This window comes from Acinetobacter kyonggiensis (assembly GCF_900107285.1).
Lineage (GTDB): Bacteria > Pseudomonadota > Gammaproteobacteria > Pseudomonadales > Moraxellaceae > Acinetobacter > Acinetobacter kyonggiensis.
On sequence record NZ_FNPK01000002.1, the window covers coordinates 43,499 to 61,132 of the forward strand.

Annotated in this window: 17 protein-coding genes; 9 read left to right on the plus strand and 8 right to left on the minus strand. The window is 39.3% G+C overall.

Annotated elements, in window-relative coordinates; genetic code table 11:
• Nucleotides 1-14: 14 nt before the first annotated feature.
• The 3 genes from BLV99_RS02045 to glnA all read right to left on the minus strand — a co-directional run bounded on the left by BLV99_RS02045 (nt 15) and on the right by glnA (nt 2,428).
• The gene (locus tag BLV99_RS02045; RefSeq protein ID WP_092687220.1) at nt 15-515 is read right to left on the minus strand and encodes a chorismate--pyruvate lyase family protein; all 501 of its coding nucleotides are present in this window, start codon (nt 513-515) and stop codon (nt 15-17) included.
• A gap of 130 nt (nt 516-645) precedes the next feature.
• Nucleotides 646-921 (minus strand): hypothetical protein, encoded by a 276-nt coding sequence (locus BLV99_RS02050; RefSeq protein ID WP_092687223.1) that lies wholly within the window; start codon nt 919-921, stop codon nt 646-648.
• Nucleotides 922-1,012: 91 nt separating this feature from the next.
• A complete protein-coding gene (glnA, locus tag BLV99_RS02055) occupies nt 1,013-2,428 on the minus strand; it encodes a type I glutamate--ammonia ligase (protein ID WP_171065353.1) in 1,416 nt (471 codons plus the stop codon).
• A gap of 964 nt (nt 2,429-3,392) precedes the next feature.
• Here glnA and BLV99_RS02060 point away from each other — a divergent pair.
• The 6 genes from BLV99_RS02060 to BLV99_RS02085 all read left to right on the plus strand — a co-directional run bounded on the left by BLV99_RS02060 (nt 3,393) and on the right by BLV99_RS02085 (nt 7,746).
• A complete protein-coding gene (locus BLV99_RS02060) occupies nt 3,393-3,977 on the plus strand; it encodes an anthranilate synthase component II (protein ID WP_086164186.1) in 585 nt (194 codons plus the stop codon).
• 8 nt (nt 3,978-3,985) lie between these two features.
• Complete coding sequence (trpD, locus tag BLV99_RS02065; RefSeq protein ID WP_092687226.1) at nt 3,986-5,032, plus strand: anthranilate phosphoribosyltransferase; 1,047 nt, start codon at nt 3,986-3,988, stop codon at nt 5,030-5,032.
• A gap of 21 nt (nt 5,033-5,053) precedes the next feature.
• The gene (gene trpC, locus BLV99_RS02070) at nt 5,054-5,860 is read left to right on the plus strand and encodes an indole-3-glycerol phosphate synthase TrpC (protein WP_092687229.1); all 807 of its coding nucleotides are present in this window, start codon (nt 5,054-5,056) and stop codon (nt 5,858-5,860) included.
• A 14-nt stretch (nt 5,861-5,874) separates the two neighbouring features.
• The gene (locus BLV99_RS02075) at nt 5,875-6,561 is read left to right on the plus strand and encodes a Smr/MutS family protein (RefSeq protein ID WP_092687232.1); all 687 of its coding nucleotides are present in this window, start codon (nt 5,875-5,877) and stop codon (nt 6,559-6,561) included.
• Nucleotides 6,562-6,655: 94 nt separating this feature from the next.
• The gene (gene folE, locus BLV99_RS02080; RefSeq protein ID WP_171065360.1) at nt 6,656-7,204 is read left to right on the plus strand and encodes a GTP cyclohydrolase I FolE; all 549 of its coding nucleotides are present in this window, start codon (nt 6,656-6,658) and stop codon (nt 7,202-7,204) included.
• Nucleotides 7,205-7,368: 164 nt separating this feature from the next.
• Complete coding sequence (locus BLV99_RS02085; RefSeq protein WP_092687235.1) at nt 7,369-7,746, plus strand: cupin domain-containing protein; 378 nt, start codon at nt 7,369-7,371, stop codon at nt 7,744-7,746.
• Between the two features lie 43 nt (nt 7,747-7,789).
• Here BLV99_RS02085 and BLV99_RS02090 read toward each other — a convergent pair whose 3' ends face one another.
• The 4 genes from BLV99_RS02090 to hemE all read right to left on the minus strand — a co-directional run bounded on the left by BLV99_RS02090 (nt 7,790) and on the right by hemE (nt 12,284).
• On the minus strand, nt 7,790-9,676 hold the full coding sequence (locus tag BLV99_RS02090) for an Lnb N-terminal periplasmic domain-containing protein (RefSeq protein WP_092687238.1): 1,887 nt from the start codon (nt 9,674-9,676) through the stop codon (nt 7,790-7,792).
• A gap of 78 nt (nt 9,677-9,754) precedes the next feature.
• Nucleotides 9,755-10,225 carry a DUF3015 family protein gene (locus BLV99_RS02095; RefSeq protein WP_086164192.1) on the minus strand — a complete coding sequence of 157 codons (471 nt, stop codon included), beginning with the start codon at nt 10,223-10,225 and terminating at the stop codon, nt 9,755-9,757.
• A gap of 142 nt (nt 10,226-10,367) precedes the next feature.
• Nucleotides 10,368-11,174, minus strand: a complete 807-nt coding sequence (locus BLV99_RS02100) for a DUF817 family protein (protein ID WP_171259144.1) — start codon at nt 11,172-11,174, stop codon at nt 10,368-10,370.
• Between the two features lie 39 nt (nt 11,175-11,213).
• Nucleotides 11,214-12,284 carry a uroporphyrinogen decarboxylase gene (gene hemE / locus BLV99_RS02105; RefSeq protein WP_086164194.1) on the minus strand — a complete coding sequence of 357 codons (1,071 nt, stop codon included), beginning with the start codon at nt 12,282-12,284 and terminating at the stop codon, nt 11,214-11,216.
• 202 nt (nt 12,285-12,486) lie between these two features.
• Here hemE and BLV99_RS02110 point away from each other — a divergent pair, with 202 nt between their 5' ends.
• The 3 genes from BLV99_RS02110 (at nt 12,487) to dsdA (ending at nt 16,259) form a co-directional block, all read left to right on the plus strand.
• Nucleotides 12,487-13,716, plus strand: coding sequence for a L,D-transpeptidase family protein (locus tag BLV99_RS02110; RefSeq protein ID WP_092687245.1), 1,230 nt, complete (start codon nt 12,487-12,489; stop codon nt 13,714-13,716).
• 195 nt (nt 13,717-13,911) lie between these two features.
• Nucleotides 13,912-14,601 (plus strand): pirin family protein, encoded by a 690-nt coding sequence (locus BLV99_RS02115; protein ID WP_092687249.1) that lies wholly within the window; start codon nt 13,912-13,914, stop codon nt 14,599-14,601.
• A gap of 317 nt (nt 14,602-14,918) precedes the next feature.
• A complete protein-coding gene (dsdA, locus tag BLV99_RS02120) occupies nt 14,919-16,259 on the plus strand; it encodes a D-serine ammonia-lyase (protein WP_092687252.1) in 1,341 nt (446 codons plus the stop codon).
• 61 nt (nt 16,260-16,320) lie between these two features.
• Here the strand turns inward: dsdA and BLV99_RS02125 are convergent, their stop codons facing one another.
• Complete coding sequence (locus BLV99_RS02125) at nt 16,321-17,472, minus strand: catalase family protein (protein ID WP_086183557.1); 1,152 nt, start codon at nt 17,470-17,472, stop codon at nt 16,321-16,323.
• Nucleotides 17,473-17,634: the final 162 nt, after the last annotated feature.

A 17,634-nucleotide genomic window follows, 5' to 3' on the forward strand; every position in this document is an offset into this window, starting at 1 on the left:
TACTGTTTAATATTTTACTCTGAAAGATTTTGCTGAATAAATTGCTCAAATGCAGACAAAAAAGTTTCTTGAACAATAAATTTACAACCATGCCAAGTATAGCAACTTTGCCGCGTCCAACCATCTTCAAGCAGAATGACACGACGTTGACACTGCGGATTAGTGCGTTGAAATAGGAACCATCCTATGGGCTTTTTACCAATATGCTGAAATATCCGTGCTTTTGCTTGCAGACTTAAAATAGGAAAGATACTTTTTGCTTTGACCCAAGGCTGTGCTTCAGAGCCATAGAGATAGCTTTCACGTACCCATGACGTATGCCAATGTGGCATTTGCATCCATTGTGCATCGCTAAAATTAAGACGTTTAAAATGTTCTTTAATAGGTTTAACCCTAAACTCACCATCCGCTAAATCTGTAAGCTGTTGTGTTAACGAACCTGATGCATATAACCATGTTTTTAATTCAGGAGAAAGTTGTGCATTCTGTACGTTACATGCCTGCTTATTTCGCATATACCCACTACTCTTTGAAGATGATTTTTTTGAATATCATTTACTGTAACTGAATTGATTCATGCTTTTGTCACGGCTTCGCCTAAATACACCCTGTTGCATTTATCCAAAGCGACAAAATACCAAAGCATCAGCACTTATCCGTTTTTGCAATCACTTCAAATTTACCACTGGCCGTTTTGTGTAAAATCAAACCCTCAGAACTTAGAAAAAAATGTTCAGGATAAGCATAATCTAAAGCCAATGCTGGATTTTTCAAACCAATGAATTCAGCCTGCTTATACCCTTCAGTTGTACGCCCAAGCTCCAAGTAAATGACCGTGGAAAAATTCATTTTAAAACCTTTACTATGATCTTTAACATCAACCCAAGGATAAAAGCTGGTTTCTTTTTTACGTTGTGCCATAAGTTTTCATAAAATCTTCTAATTCAAAAGCAATGATACAAAAAAACCCGCTACATGAGCGGGTTTCTTTTTGCTTAAATTCGCGTACGAATTACAAGCTGTAGTACATATCAAATTCGACTGGGTGAGTTGTCGTATTCAAACGACGAACTTCTTCAGTTTTAACTTCGATATACGCATTAAGCATATCTTTAGTGAACACGCCACCTTTTAATAGGTAGTCATGGTCAGCTTCAAGTGCTTCAAGTGCCATATCTAAGCTGTGTGCAACTGTAGGGATTTTCGCTTCTTCTTCAGGAGGAAGATCATACAAGTTTTTGTCAGCAGCTTCACCCGGATGGATTTTATTTTGAATGCCATCTAGACCAGCCATCAACAATGCCGCAAAACCTAAGTACGGGTTCATCATTGGATCTGGGAAACGCGCCTCAATACGTTTGCCTTTAGGGCTAGAAACGTAAGGAATACGAATAGACGCTGAACGGTTACGAGCCGAATATGCAAGCATAATTGGCGCTTCGTAATGTGGCACTAAACGCTTGTACGAGTTAGTAGATGGGTTGGTAATTGCATTTAACGAACGAGCATGCTTAATCACACCACCAATGAAGTACAACGCCATTTCTGAAAGGCCTGCATATTCATCACCAGCAAACAAGTTCTTGCCATCTTTAGAGATCGACATATGAACATGCATACCAGAACCATTATCACCAACCATTGGTTTAGGCATAAACGTAGCAGTTTTAGCATATTGATGCGCAACGTTCCAAACAGCATATTTAAACTGTTGTACTTCGTCAGCTTTACGAACCATCGTGTTGAAGCTCACACCAATTTCTAATTGGCAAGATGCAACTTCATGGTGATGTACTTCTACACGACCAGGGCCCATGATGTCTTCGATTTTTGCACACATTTCTGCACGCATATCATGTGAAGAATCTACTGGTGGAACTGGGAAGTAACCGCCTTTAACACGTGGACGGTGACCAGAGTTACCGCCTTCGTAGTCTTTGTTTGTTGACCAAGCAGCTTCTTCTGCGATTAATGTATGGCGCGCGCCAGACATATCGATTTCCCATTTAACTTCGTCAAATACGAAGAATTCTGGTTCAGGACCGAAGAATGCAGTATCACCAATACCTGTTGATTTTAAGTATTCTTCTGCACGGCGAGCGATTGAGCGTGGATCACGTTCATAACCTTGACCAGTAGATGGCTCGATTACATCACAAGTTACAACAACTGTCGCTTCAGCAAAGAACGGGTCAAGGAAACATGTTTCAGCATCTGGACGTAAAATCATGTCCGAAGCTTCAATGCCTTTCCAACCTGTAATTGAAGAACCGTCAAACATTTTACCGTCTTCAAATGTATCTTCGTCAATCGTATCTGCTGGGTAAGTTACGTGCTGCTCTTTACCCTTAGTATCAGTAAAGCGAAAATCGACCCATTTTGCGCCACTTTCTTGGATGAGTTGAAGGACCTTGTTCGCCATGCTCATTTTGCTCCGATGATTTTTTGTTGCACCTGCTAAGTGCGTGTTAGTAGTTGGTATCTATTAAGCAATTCTCATACCAACTTTTAAAAACAAAGATAAAATATTGAATTCTTTATCAGAATAGAAGATTTAACCACTTTGATTTGAAGCTATTATACTGTGTGAAAATGTAAATGCACCATATTCAAACACTCTTCATTACTTTTGATTAAAAAGTTTCTTTCATTGTATCAAAATGGTGCAGATTTATTTTTAAACCGTGTAAAAGATCCTTTTTTCGAGCTATTTAACTTTAAAGTAGCCTCTTTATTTCAAAATCAATCTTTAAAATTTATTTTTATGCCATGTTGATGATTTAATTGCTGAATATTTCAGCCATTCAATATAAATTAATAAAAATAAATTTACTTTAATCAAATTATTAGCGGGTTATTGTGGTGCTATTTTATGCTTTTACATTAAATATGCAAATATTTCACTCGACCAAATAATTCAAACTCTATGCGCTATTTTGGTGACAAGAGTTCCAACCCTCATTCCATCTGATAAATGTACACTGATAAAGCCAATCTTCAACCATTTAAATTTCAATATAAACCTTACTTATAGTAAGTCTATTACTTAAAATTAAAAATATTTTATTCTAAACTGCCTTTTAAACCTGAATAAAACCCTTATATTATTTAAGCTTATTTTAGGTTTTAGCAATCTAAATGATTAAAATTGATGCAGCATAACATGCAAATAAATTAGCTTATTCCTCTGCTGAGATCCCTCTAAAATCATTATCATAGAAATAGTTCAGCCGAAAATGCTTATTTTTTGCTATGATTATTCACACTCCATTTTTTTACTTATTTTAAAGCCCCTCATTTATATCAGGTCAGCTCTTAAAAAATAAGCACAATGTGAGTATTCTTGGACTATTCGAGCACATACACGTGCGTAAATTTCAACAGGTTAGCTCATGCTTTTAATGATCGACAACTATGACTCTTTTACCTACAACATCGTGCAATATTTTGGCGAGTTAAATCAGGAAGTAAAAGTCGTCCGTAATGATGCCGTGACCTTGGAAGATATTGAGCGATGGCAACCAAAGTACCTCGTGATTGGTCCTGGTCCATGTTCCCCTTCTGAAGCGGGTATTTCTATTCCTGCTATTCAGCATTTTGCAGGGAAAATTCCATTACTGGGTGTGTGTTTAGGCCATCAAGCGATTGGTCAAGCCTTTGGCGGTGAAATTGTTCGCGCCAAAACCGTCATGCATGGTCGCTTGTCTGACATGTATCACAGTAACAAAGGTATTTTTAGCAATCTGCCTTCTCCATTCTCTGCAACACGTTATCACTCATTAGTGATTGATCAAGCGACTTTGCCAGAATGTTTAGAAGTCACCTGCTGGACCAATGAAGCCAATGGTACGATGGAAGAAATCATGGGTGTAAAACATAAGACATTGCCTGTAGAAGGCGTGCAGTTTCATCCTGAATCAATTTTGAGCCAGCATGGTCATCAAATCTTCCAAAACTTCTTAGAAATTTATGCATAGTGAACACAATGAATATTCAACAAGCTTTAAATAATATTACCAAGCAAATTCACCTGAGTCAGCCACAAATGGAAGATGTGATGCGAGCAATCATGTCTGGTGAAGCTACTGATGCACAAATTGGCGCACTGATGATGGGCTTACGTCTTAAAGGCGAAAGTATTGATGAAATTACCGCTGCTGCACGTATTATGCGTGAATTTGCCATTAAAATTGATGTCAGCGATATTCCATATTTAGTCGATATTGTGGGTACAGGTGGCGATGGTCAAAACCTATTTAATGTCTCAACAGCATCTAGTTTTGTGATTGCAGCGGCTGGTGCAACCATTGCCAAGCATGGTAATCGCGGTGTATCGACTAAATCAGGTTCATCTGACCTATTAGAAAAGGCAGGTATTAATCTTGATTTAAATATGCAGCAAACTGAGCGCTGTATCCGTGAAATGGGGGTTGGTTTCTTATTTGCACCGAACCATCATAAAGCCATGAAATATGCCGTTGGCCCTCGTCGTGAATTAGGCATTCGCAGTATTTTCAATTTACTTGGCCCGCTTACGAATCCGGCTGGAGTAAAACGCTTTGTGATTGGTGTGTTCTCGAATGAACTTTGTCGCCCGATTGCTGAAGTCATGAAACAACTCGGTGCTGAACATGTCATGGTAGTTCATTCTAAAGATGGACTAGATGAAATCAGTCTTGCATCGCCAACCTATGTTGCCGAACTTAAAAATGGTGAAATCACGGAATGGATGATTACACCAGAAGAAGTTGATATTGAATCCCAAACATTAACCGGTTTAATTGTCGATGGCTCTGCTGAAAGCTTAGCTTTAATTAAAGATGCTTTAGGTAAAAAGAAATCAGCCCTTGGTGAGAAAGCAGCAAATATGCTGGCGCTCAATGCTGGTGCAGGGATCTACGTTTCTGGTCTAACCAATGACTATAAACAGGGTGTTGCTTTAGCCCATGATATTATTTATGGCGGACAAGCTTTAGAAAAAATGAGCGTTTTGTCTGAATTCACCAAAACACTCAAAGAATATGAAGCTTAAACAGATACAGGAATAACAATCATGGTAGATATCGCAAATACAATTTTAGGTAAAATTGTTGACCGTAAATACGAAGAGTTTGCTGCACGTTTAAAACAACGTAGCTTAAAAGATGTCGAAGAGCTGGCAAAGGCTGCGACACCTGTACGTAGTTTTGCCGATGCTTTAAATGCTAAACGCCCAGGGGTGATTGCAGAAATTAAAAAAGCATCACCGTCTAAAGGCATTATTCGTGAAAACTTTAATCCTGCTGAAATTGCTCAGCAATATGAACAAGCAGGTGCAGCCTGTTTATCTGTTCTGACGGATGTGGATTTTTTCCAAGGTGCCGATGAAAACGTTGCGATTGCCCGTCAACATTGTGCCCTTCCTGCACTGCGTAAAGACTTCTTAATTGATCCTTATGGTGTGATTGAAGCACGTGCATTGCATGCAGACTGTGTGCTTTTAATTGTAGCCAGCCTTTCGGATCAGCAACTTGAAGAAATGTCGAAAACGGCTTTTGAACACAATTTAGATGTACTGGTTGAAGTACATGATGAAGCTGAACTTGAACGTGCGATGAAACTTTCAGAGCGTTGTTTATTGGGTGTGAATAATCGTAATTTAAAAACGTTTGAAGTCGATCTAAATATATCGCTACGTTTGAAAAAATTACTAGAGCCTTCACGTCTTTTAGTGACTGAAAGTGGTATTGCAACACCAGAAGATGTTCGCATGATGCAGGAAAATGATATTCATGCTTTCCTTGTTGGTGAAAGCTTCATGAAACAACCCCGTCCAGATCATGCATTTACTGCATTATTTGGTCAGCCACAAACCGTATAAAAGTTATAGATGTTATGAGTAAACATGATTCTTCGCTTTCTAAAGATCAGTTTAATCTACTGAAAGCCTTTAAAAAACAAATTACCCATCCTCATTCAAGTGCGATTGCAAAGCAAGCTGAAGTGAAAGCTCCAGTTGTACAAGAAGAATTGGATGATTTCGATTTGTTCCAAAAGTCGATGCAAGGTGTCCAGAAAATGGATAGCAGTAATATTGCACCGATTGAAAAGAACAAAAAGAAAAAGCTCGATAGCCAAACTTTGGCAAAGCGTGCGGCTGCCACTGGCCCGATGGAAATGGACAATGCAGAGCTTTCAGATACGCAAGCCATGCTCAATCCCGTTGCCAGTCAAGCCACCCTAAACTATCGCATTGCGACTTTGCAGCATAAGGTTTTTGAAGACTTAAAAGCAGGTAATTTACGTTGGTTTGAAGCGGTTGACCTGCATGGTTGTACCGTTGAAGATGCGCGTTTTGCCGTATTACAGATCATTCAAATGGCAAAAGATGAAAATCAAAATGTCATTAAAATTGTACATGGCAAAGGGCCTGAAGCCATTTTGAAAACCTATGTCAACAGCTGGCTGCGTCAACATCGTGATGTTTTAGCTTTTGTCAGTGCGCCAGAGAAACAAGGTGGTACAGGTGCTGTTTTAGTTTTACTCAAACGCAGCGAAAAAAACCCTAAATTTAAACAGTAATCGGAATTTTTCCCGAAAACAGGGCATTGTAACGGTTTTCTGCTACAATGCCGTCCTTGTTCAATATCAGTGTAAGTGAACACGTCTTATGTCTATGCAGCAATCCTACGCCAATATTTTAACTGCCGTTGGTGAAGATCTTAATCGTCCAGGTCTGAAAGACACACCTATGCGTGCTGCTAAAGCTTTTTCGTATTTAACGTCTGGTTATAGCAAAACTCTAGAAGAAGTGACCAATAATGCGGTCTTCCCTTCCGATAACCATGAAATGGTGTTAGTGAAAAACATTGAGTTTTATTCACTTTGTGAACACCATTTACTGCCATTTTATGGCCGTGTGCATATTGCTTATTTACCAGAAGGTAATGTTTTAGGCTTGTCTAAATTTGCCCGTATTACCGAAATGTTTGCCCGTCGTTTGCAAATTCAGGAACAGTTAACGCAGCAAATTGCTGAAGCTGTGGCTGAAGTAACCAAAGCGCGTGGAGTCGCAGTCGTGATTGATTCTGCACATATGTGTATGATGATGCGCGGTGTCGGTAAACAAGAATCTACAACACGTACTGTTTCTTTTGTTGGTGACTTTAAAACCAACAAAGAAGAGCGTCGTGAATTCTTAAGTGCAGTGCCTGAAAATTATTGATCGCAATACATAACCAAGCTTCGCCCAAGCTTGGTTATTCTCACGCCATATTCTTGATAAATATATTCACTTTGCCCCCATTTCAACTTTCATCATCATTTATTGTATATATAGATTTTCTATTATAATAAAACTCAAATTTAAGCATCTGTACCACCACATTTATGTCATCTATTCCAGTATCCCAAGCAATCTTGCTGTCTAGCTCAGATTTAACACAATACGAAGTCACTCTAGATTACCCTCGCCCTGATCGTTTAGTCACAGGAAATCCCGAGCGTTTGACCTATAGTCAGTATGAACATCCTCATATGAGTTGTGGAATTTGGCACTGTCAGGTAGGTGCATGGAATATTCAATTTGCTGAAAATAAACAGGAATTTTTTCAAGTAATTGAAGGTATTGTGCGTATACATGATGCAAAAACGAGTTCATTCATTGAAGTCGTTGCGGGAAATGCAGGCATTATTCCACCTGCATTTGTAGGGACATTTGAAGTGATTGAAGCCGTGAAAAAATATTATGTGATTGTTGAAGTTTGATCAGTAAAACTTGTTTTGGTTGGGTACATTAGGCTGATCAAGCCTAAAAAAATCGCATATAACCCAAACTGGCTTTATTCCAATCCTTGCCATCTTGTTGCTGATATTGCCAACCGATGCGCAAGGTATTTTGATTGTTGAGTATATATTGAAATTGTGTATTCAACTTTAATTGCCATTGGTGTGAGTCTTGCCAATACGGTAATTCAACTTGCAACAAACTATTGATTTTATCCGTCCAAATATTTTGGCAACCTAGAGTTGGCCCTATACCCACACGCCAACCTTGCTCTAATGCCTTGCCTGCCTGAATGTGATTTTGCACTTGGGCATAACATAAATGTTTACGCTCTTTGTCTGCATAGCTATAACCCATTTGAACCTTTAAATTGCTCACCCCATGTTGTTCATATTCGCTAAACTCACCTGCTTTATTCAGTGCTTCTTGCTGCCAGCCCAAATTAAAACCCCAAGTCAGTGGCATTTTAAATGACGTAATCGGGTTATAAGAATTCACTGACAGAAAGTCAAAATGCTCCAACTTCAATTCATCATTACGATATTGAATAGAACCATCCCAGAACAATAACTGCGTACCCACGCGAAAGCCCGCTTGCGGATCAAGCAAATCGTGATAGGCTTGACGGTGCCCAATCTCGATGAATTTATCACCTTGAATCTCACCAACATTGACTGAAAAATTACGCGCATCATGTGCCTGTGTCGGATCATCTTTAGGTCGTTTAGGTTGTTGGCGTTGTTTTTCTAAATCAATTTGACTACGTAAACTCAATAACTGGCGCAATCGCGGCTGGGCAAAACTCGGCTCCACTTTGCGCCCTGTAAATTGCAAATATAAGTCGTCATAAGCCATTTCTAGAATTCTAGCTTGTTCTAAAGCTGGATATTTTTCCAAAACCACGGGCATATCTTTCGTTTCAGAAAAAGCAACTTCATGTGCTGCTTGAGCAAGAATATGACCATGCTGTTTCGCTTGCGCCAATAACTGTGTTTCTAAAGCAGGACGATAAACAATCTCTTTGACCAAAGCTTGCTGTTCAATGGCTTTAATGGTTTCAATGGGTATTGCCACCACATTAAAATGTTCAGATAAATTAAGCTCTGGACGAACCAAATCAATTAAACCCAATAAACGATAAGCACAATTATCACTGACGAAATAATAGGGAAAACTGACATGTTTCATTTCCCAAATATGTTCAACTAAAAATTGAGTTTCTTTCGGGCTTAAATTTAATTCATACTCCCATAAATCACGGCTTTCCAAATCACCATATTCTTTTACTTTACGATAATACGGCATTAAGGAATATTCACCAGGATACTGCCCCGTTAAACCTTTCCATGCAAAAGACCAGCCTTCGCTATCTGTCACTGTTGCTGCATAATTCACAGCATAAGAGACTAAATTGAGTTGTTTTTGATCTTTAGGATCTAAACGCAATAAGGTGTGTCCAAACATGGAACTAGGATTACCCATAAAATCGGTTGCATAGATGAGCGTGGCTTTATAAGGTTTAATTTGCCCCATCCAATCATCTAATTCTGGACACACAACTGTAGGTAAGTCTTGTTGTTGAATATGAAGCTGTTGCATTAACCAATGACTACGTGCAGGAAAGCGACAACGTACCGATTGATTGGCTTCAGCGGGTTGAAATAGGGCTTGAATATTGGCCTGTAACTCTTGCTTGAGCTGTGTTTGACCTTCAGGTGCCAGAAAATACCCTGAATAACCCACGTCGCTTTGACCTTTTTCATTGACATACATCAGCCTTTGCCAAGTGATGTTCTGCTGTAATTTTTGCTGTTCTGCTTGATCTAAATAAGGTTGAACGATTTGAGAGGTCGTTGCTGAATAAGCAACCGTTGAAGAAACTAAAGTAAACAATAACGCGATGGATTTCATTCAAATCTTTTATTTATGATTTATTTAAAGTTAAGAAGAAAAACCCCATCTAAGTGACAGGGTTTAAATATTCAACAATTATACGTAGGCTTTAAGCACGTCGTCTTTTGCCATTACCGCTTGTAAAGCAGCCAAAACTTGTAAAGAGTCCTGATTGTTGGCTGAATAAATTTCAGAGAAGTTTTGTTTAGATACAGCAAAGAAACGTGATTTGTCTTGTGATTGAATGTTAAGAAGTTCAGCCAATACATTTAAGCTTTCGCCCTGACCTACGGCCATGTCACGCGCTAAAGATTCAGCATTTTCATTGGTAAACGTCACCGCTTGTGCAGTTACTGTACCTGTACCACTACAGCCGAGCGTACCAAAAGTGATACCGAATAATTGGTTTGCAAATAAACCATTTGTCGTTGCAGCCAGAATTTTAGGTACTTTACCAGATTGACCTGCCCAAACTTGTGAACCAATACCACAACCCACATCTTTATCTGCAAATGCAGCGCTGGAACCGAGTGCGACAACTGCAACTAAAGCTAATTTTTTCAACATGGTTATTTCTCCAGAAATTATTATCCGAGTATTTTTAATTATTTCTAATTGCGTAATTTTTATTACACCTTTGTAAGATAGCCATATCTTTCTCATAACGCAAAACAATTTATACTAAAGTTAATGATTGCTTATTAACCACTTAAAATTCATCATTTTTTAACTTCCATACCCCTTCTGCACTACGCTGACCTAATATCTTTAACACTAAAACCAGACTTAAAAGCAACAATAAATACCATGAACCTAACTTACCCCAACCCACCATATGCCATGCATCGACCTGACTCGGATACAACCAAATTTTATAAAAAGTACTGATATTTTCAGCAATCCAAATAATAAAAGCCAAAATTGCCAGTACAGGTAACATTGGCAGTGCTATCTGATGCTGTTGTAATTGAAAGTGAATTTTGGTTTTCCAAAAAATAATGATGCTCCATGTGAACAGCAACAATCGGATATCAGCAACAAAAAACTTACTCATAAAATTAATATAAGAAAGCACCGCCAAGCAGATCATATTGAAAAAACTCGGAAGCTTTTCAAATGACACCTGATATAACCGTAATGAACGCGCAAAAAAACTACCCACTGCCGAATACATAAATCCTGCAAATAATGGAACAGTCAAAATTTTAAAGATGGCTGGTTGTGGATACTGCCATGAAGCAATTTGTGGGTGGGTCAAAAAAATTTCCATGACCATGGCCATAATATGAAACAAAGCAATCACTTTCGCTTCTGCCCAAGACTCTAACTTCAAATACAATAAGCAAACTTGAATCATTAAGGCATAGAACAATAAGTAGTCATAGCGAAAAAAACCATAAAACTCTTGGCTGCCCATAGATGCAGTAAATGCAAATGCAACAAGAAGCAAAATCCCAAATAAGGCAGCCGAAGCTGCCTTAAATGAGAACTCAAAACATGATTTAAACAGACTGATCAAGGGTGAATCCTAAAAAATGAGTTGACTCATATATCATTAAAGATATTTGGCACTATATTCATGCACTGTATCAATAAATACTTTAGGATTTGCAGGATCGACCCACTGGGTAATACCATGACCTAAGTTGGCAATATAACCCGTTTTTTCACCACCAGCATAAGCATCATCCAGCATGGCTTTAGTCGCTTTTTCAATCGATGCTGGGGTGCCATATAAAGTGGCTGGGTCTAAGTTACCCTGTAAAGCTACACGACCATTCACCGTTTGACGCGCCACATGCAGCGGTGTCGTCCAATCTAAACCTAAGGCATCTGCACCGATTGCAACCATTGGCTCTAGCCACTGACCGCCACCTTTGGTGAATAAAATCACGGGAACTTTGCGACCCTCTTTTTCACGTTGTAAACCTGCAACAATTTTTTGCATATAGTTGAGTGAAAATTCAATATATTCACGGTGTGCCAAAGCCCCACCCCAACTGTCAAAAATTTGTACCGCTTGTGCACCAGCATCAATTTGCGCATTTAAATAATCAATCACAGCAATCGCCAATCGATCAAGCAAAGCATGTAACACTTCTGGCTGGCTATACATCATATGTTTGGTATAACGGAAATCCTTACTTGAACCACCTTCAACCATATACGTTGCAAGTGTCCACGGACTGCCTGAAAAACCAATCAGTGGCACTTGTCCACCCAATGCAGAACGAATTGTTGTTACCGCATTCATGACATAATCGAGATCCGATTTGGCATTAAAGTTCGGTAAATTCGCTACATCTTGTTCTGTACGAATGGTTTTGTGAAATTTCGGTCCTTCACCTGCCTCAAAATATAAGCCCAAACCCAATGCATCAGGCACGGTTAAAATATCTGAAAATAAAATAGCAGCGTCCAAATCATAACGGCGCAAAGGCTGTAACGTCACTTCACAGGCAAAGTCATTATTTTTACATAAGGAAAGAAAATCGCCTGCTTTGGCACGTGTTTCACGATATTCAGGCAAATAACGCCCTGCTTGACGCATCATCCAAACTGGTGTGGTATCTACTGGTTCACGTAATAAAGCACGTAGAAAACGATCATTTTTTAGAGCCGTCATTTCTTTCCCATCTCATTTTTAATCTTCGAACCATCATAACAAAAAGGTCGAAAATTTAATAACTTCTAACGCATCTAAAAATCAATCATGCTTAAGGTAAAATAATTTTTAAACAAAAGAACTACTGCATCTCCTCATTTTTTCTGCAATACTTGTGTCGTTTTATCAAATTGTTAATGAATAATTCTTAAGGTTGAATTACATGTTCGTTCGCACATTACTCGCTATGAGTTTAAGTTGCATTATTGCGGGTACAGCATTTGCCGCACCTATCGCGGAACAACCATTAAATCCTAAAAAGATTGCTGATACTGCGGTTCAAGACCCGATTGATCCACTTGCGACTAATGCCGCATCAAGCGCTCAAAGCACGGCTGAAACCCAGATTACACAACAAGAACAACAAGACTTAAATAAGGCTTCAAAAACCTTACAAGATCTTGAAAAGTCTGAAGATGATACAGCTGCCATCGGTGCAGCACCGAGTGCAAGTACAGCAACGCCTTCTAATACCACAGTGGCTAAAGCATCTTGGACCCTTGATGGTTTAAACAATGCCAGCTGGTATGAAAATATTGGTAAAGGTCAATTCCCTGTTTATGCACGTGCGCATGTCATGCTCAACAATGCACATGCTTCACCTGGTGCTATTGATGGTTCAAGTGGTAAAAATACCCTAAAAGCAATTGCGTCGTTCCAACAAATCAATGGCATTAAGCCTACAGGCACATTAACGCAAGAAACTTGGAATGCATTAATTGCTAAACAAGGATCTAAACCTGCATTTATTGAATACACCATTACCGATGCTGACTTAAAAGGCCCTTATGCAGCCTCGATTCCTCATGATTATGCCTTACAAGCGAAAATGAAAGGCTTATACTACACGCGTGTAACCGAGATGCTCGGTGAAAAGTTCCATATGGATGAAGACTATTTGAAAAAGTTAAATCCAAAAGCGACTTTCAAAAAAGCGGGTGAAAAAATTATTGTTGCCAACATTCGTAACGAAGTTCCTGAAGACATTCATCTTATCGTTGCGCATAAAGGTGCTAAACAGCTGTATTTGTTTAACAGCCGTAACCAAATGATTGGCTCGTTCCCTGCGACCATTGGTAGTTCTGACACGCCATCACCAACAGGTACTTATAAAGTTACTGGTGTAGCACCAAACCCATGGTATAGCTATTCACCAAGCAACTTTATTCAAGGCAACAACAAAAAACCCCTATCTTTACCACCAGGCCCTAATGCTCCTGTAGGTAATATCTGGATTGGTTTAAGCAAAAAATCATTCGGTATTCATGGTACACCGAACCCATCGGCAATATCTAAAACGGCTTCACATGGTTGTATCCGTTTAACCAACTGGGATGCCAACGATTTGGGTAAAAAAGTAAAATCTGGGGTAACAGTTAAGTTCTTAGAATAAATTTAGCTTTATTTTCAGCTTTCAGCATAAAAAAACCTACTTTAGAGTAGGTTTTTTTATGCGCTGATCTTTAATCAATTCATTTACAAGCATCGTTCCAAAAACAAAACAATATGTTGCTTTTTCAGTATTTCATCCCACCTAATCAAAGATTAAAATTACGCCATTGAAGCAATAATAATTCGGAGATTGAGCATGACAACTTATTTACATCGTAGTGAAGATCGTGGGCATGTCAAAGCAGGTTGGTTAGAATCGAAACATAGTTTTTCTTTTGGCAGTTGGTATAACCCTGAGTTGATGGGAATCGGATCTTTACGCGTCATTAATGATGATATTATTGCAGCGCATAATGGCTTTGGCACACATCCACATGACAATATGGAAATCTTAACCTGTGTACTCAAAGGTACGATTTCTCATAAAGATAGTATGGGCAATGAGAGCCAAATTCATGCGGGTGAATGGCAACTCATGAGTGCGGGCACAGGCATTCAACACAGTGAAATGAACCAAGGCAATGAAGCAGTCCATCTACTGCAAATTTGGATTATTCCTAATGTGCAAAATGCAGAACCAACTTATCAACAGATTGAACGTGATCCGAAACTAACACCGAATGAATGGCAGTTGATCGTTGGTCCGAATGCCAATGCTCCAATGCACATTCGTCAAAATGCAGAAGTAAAAACTGCATTTTTACAACAAGGTCATACGCTTGATGTAGAGGCAAGCCAAAAATTTAACTATGTCCATGTGATTGAGGGCGAAATCGACATTGCAGGACAGACCGTTAAAGCGGGTGATGCCTTATTTTTTGATGATCTGGCGACAATTAAAGCCCATACAGATAGTCAATTTATTTGGTTTGATTTAAACAATTAAAGCATTTTCATCTCAGTTCCCTTGTTATTTAAGCTATGTTGCTCAAGTAAGCGGGAACTTTGATGACTTGTCGAATTCAAATCATTCACACGAGACTTAAAAACTAAAAAGCATTAAAGCCGCGGCTTTATAGTTTCTAAAAATAAAACAAAAATTAGACTTTTTCATGCATTTAAATGTGTAGCTCAACTGAATAAATAGATAACATGAAATGCAACCTTCAAATATTATACCTCGGCTACATTTATTGCCTCGTTGATTGCACTGGGCTGACCTTCCTACTGTCTAATTTTATTTAAGCTTTTATGAGTACGCTTATGAATTCTGATCAACTCAATCAACTTATTGCGCGACATCCTATTGTTAAGGATCTGATCGCACTCAAAGAAACAGCTTGGTTTAATCCTAATTTCACCACACTTGCAGAAGGCTTACCTTATGTGGGACTCAAGCAAACAGATATTGATGATGCTCGTGACCGCTTAGCACGTTTTGCGCCCTATCTCATGGCAGTTTTCCCAGAAACAGTAGCAACTGGCGGTATGATCGAATCTGAACTTGCTGCCATTCCAAATATGCAACAGCAACTTGAACAGCATTTTGGGCAAACCATTCGCGGTAAACTGTGGCTGAAAAAAGACAGTCACCTCCCAATATCGGGTTCGATTAAAGCCCGTGGCGGTATCTATGAAGTGCTCTGCCATGCTGAAAAACTTGCGTTGCAAGCGGGCTTATTAAGCCTTGAAGATGATTATGCAAAACTTAATAGCCCCGAATTTAAACAATTCTTTAATCAATATAGTATTGCCGTTGGTTCTACAGGAAATTTAGGACTTTCAATTGGCATTATGAGCGCACAATTGGGCTTCGATGTCACAGTGCATATGTCAGCCGATGCACGTCAATGGAAAAAAGATAAATTACGCTCCCACGGCGTAACAGTCGTTGAATACGCTGAAGATTATGGCGTGGCTGTGGAACAAGGTCGTAACGCAGCACTGCAAAATCCAAATTGTTTTTTCATTGATGATGAAAATTCACGAACTTTATTTTTAGGCTATTCAGTCGCTGGAGAACGGCTAAAAGCCCAATTAGAGCAAAAAAACATTGTTGTCGATCAAGCACATCCCTTATTTGTTTATTTGCCTTGTGGTGTGGGTGGTGGCCCCGGTGGCGTTGCATTTGGTTTAAAAATGGCATTTGGCGATCACGTACATTGTATCTTTGCAGAGCCAACGCATTCGCCATGTATGCTCCTTGGGGTAGCGACTGGCTTGCATGATGAAATTTCAGTACAAGAAATTGGTATAGACAACATTACAGCAGCAGATGGTTTAGCTGTTGGGCGTGCTTCAGGCTTTGTCGGTCGAGCAATGCAAAGACTGTTAGACGGTTTTTATACCTTAGATGATCAAACCATGTATTTATTACTGGGTATGCTCAATCAGTCTGAACATCTCAAGTTAGAGCCTTCTGCGCTCGCTGGAATGTTAGGCCCTGTCATCGTCAATCAGCATCCAGAGTACGCAGTGCTACATCAGTTTACTGAGCAACAATTACAGCATTCAAATCATATTGTTTGGGGCACGGGTGGCGGCATGGTGCCTACCGAGGAAATGGAGCAGTACTTAGCTAAATCGAACATTGAGCAGTTTTAAAAATAAATCACCATAATTAAGGCAAATGAAGTTTGATCTCATCTGCCTTAATGGTTTTAAATTACTGCGGTTCTTGTCGTTGGGTTGAATTCATCTCATGTCTAACTTGGCTAATACGGTCATAAATCACCTTGCGCATCCTATTTATTGCCCCGAGCGGTTTATGTTCAGGTAAAGTATGCCATGGTGTAAACGAAAGATTTTCACAAAATTTATTCTGATCAGGGCTGTCAAAAACCTGTTGAGGAATACGAATCGTTGCCACCTGATAAAAAGGGGCTTGTGTTTCTTTCCATTCGGTCATGGCATCTTCAACAAGCAATGTATTTGATGTTCTCGGTTGCACCAGAAACTCCATACAGGCATCGCCCTTTTGTAGGCTATTTCGTAGAGCATCACGCAGAAAGTCATGACTCGGATTGTTTGGCAAAGCGTCTTTTACTGTCGAGCAAGAACGAACAGAATACTTTACCGCCTGACGGTCAGAACCCATGCCTAACTGATAGGGAACCATAGACCAATATCGAGTTTGCAACGGATTTGCAATGGTTGTTCTGAGATTTAAAGCAATCCGTGTTCCCTTAAAACCAAGTGCAAAAGGAATATGTAGCTTTCTAAAAAAATGATCGCTATTGATATCCTGCATAAACGATAGATAACGGCTAGGATCGTTCACGAAAAATACAGGATGGTTGATCATAATAAAGTCTTGGGTCGTCACTTCATCCTCTAAGTGTTTCCCTCCCGATACCCCTAAAACTTTGATTGCCATCCCACGTGCATCTTTCTTTGTGTCTGCCTGCGTGGCATCTGGGGAACCATTTGAAAAACGAATCCATGCTTGATATTTTTTATCGGGAATAAAAATACCTTGAGCCAGATTCTTTGGCAGCATTTTCAACACATGAAACTCCGCTCGTACACAACCATGTGCTTTTGGATGTGCATCACGACGCGCACTGCCTAAGGCATATTGTTTACGAATCGACTTTTCAATCACCTCAGCAATCTCTTCGGCTACCATCTGTTCATTGGGATATAATTTTTCACTTAAACCAGAATCAATACTCGGGTAAACAATGCTCTTCGGTTTGGTCAGCGTTGTAGCAGAAGTATTTTTCGGTGGCTGCGCACTGCAACCACCAATTGCAAAGACTAGCGGTGTCAGCGTAAACAGCAAACTCAAATGTAGCGGCCGCATAAAATTTGGCATTGACCTTCTCCTTGCTGTAAAGATCACATTAGGCTCATCTTCAGTTTTTTGGTCGTTATTCTATTCAATAAATTTCTTTCATAAATCAAAAAGTGATCATTCATCGGTAGTAAAATGAATATTGAAAGTTCCTTATCTTGCGCCATATATGGCTCAGAGAAC

Coding starts and splice junctions, on each gene's coding strand:
- BLV99_RS02045 (WP_092687220.1), bottom strand. CDS start 515: ATGCGAAATAAGCAGGCATGTAACGTACAGAATGCACAACTTTCTCCT.
- BLV99_RS02050 (WP_092687223.1), bottom strand. CDS start 921: ATGGCACAACGTAAAAAAGAAACCAGCTTTTATCCTTGGGTTGATGTT.
- glnA (WP_171065353.1), bottom strand. CDS start 2,428: ATGAGCATGGCGAACAAGGTCCTTCAACTCATCCAAGAAAGTGGCGCA.
- BLV99_RS02060 (WP_086164186.1), top strand. CDS start 3,393: ATGCTTTTAATGATCGACAACTATGACTCTTTTACCTACAACATCGTG.
- trpD (WP_092687226.1), top strand. CDS start 3,986: ATGAATATTCAACAAGCTTTAAATAATATTACCAAGCAAATTCACCTG.
- trpC (WP_092687229.1), top strand. CDS start 5,054: ATGGTAGATATCGCAAATACAATTTTAGGTAAAATTGTTGACCGTAAA.
- BLV99_RS02075 (WP_092687232.1), top strand. CDS start 5,875: ATGAGTAAACATGATTCTTCGCTTTCTAAAGATCAGTTTAATCTACTG.
- folE (WP_171065360.1), top strand. CDS start 6,656: ATGCAGCAATCCTACGCCAATATTTTAACTGCCGTTGGTGAAGATCTT.
- BLV99_RS02085 (WP_092687235.1), top strand. CDS start 7,369: ATGTCATCTATTCCAGTATCCCAAGCAATCTTGCTGTCTAGCTCAGAT.
- BLV99_RS02090 (WP_092687238.1), bottom strand. CDS start 9,676: ATGAAATCCATCGCGTTATTGTTTACTTTAGTTTCTTCAACGGTTGCT.
- BLV99_RS02095 (WP_086164192.1), bottom strand. CDS start 10,225: ATGTTGAAAAAATTAGCTTTAGTTGCAGTTGTCGCACTCGGTTCCAGC.
- hemE (WP_086164194.1), bottom strand. CDS start 12,284: ATGACGGCTCTAAAAAATGATCGTTTTCTACGTGCTTTATTACGTGAA.
- BLV99_RS02110 (WP_092687245.1), top strand. CDS start 12,487: ATGTTCGTTCGCACATTACTCGCTATGAGTTTAAGTTGCATTATTGCG.
- BLV99_RS02115 (WP_092687249.1), top strand. CDS start 13,912: ATGACAACTTATTTACATCGTAGTGAAGATCGTGGGCATGTCAAAGCA.
- dsdA (WP_092687252.1), top strand. CDS start 14,919: ATGAATTCTGATCAACTCAATCAACTTATTGCGCGACATCCTATTGTT.
- BLV99_RS02125 (WP_086183557.1), bottom strand. CDS start 17,472: ATGCCAAATTTTATGCGGCCGCTACATTTGAGTTTGCTGTTTACGCTG.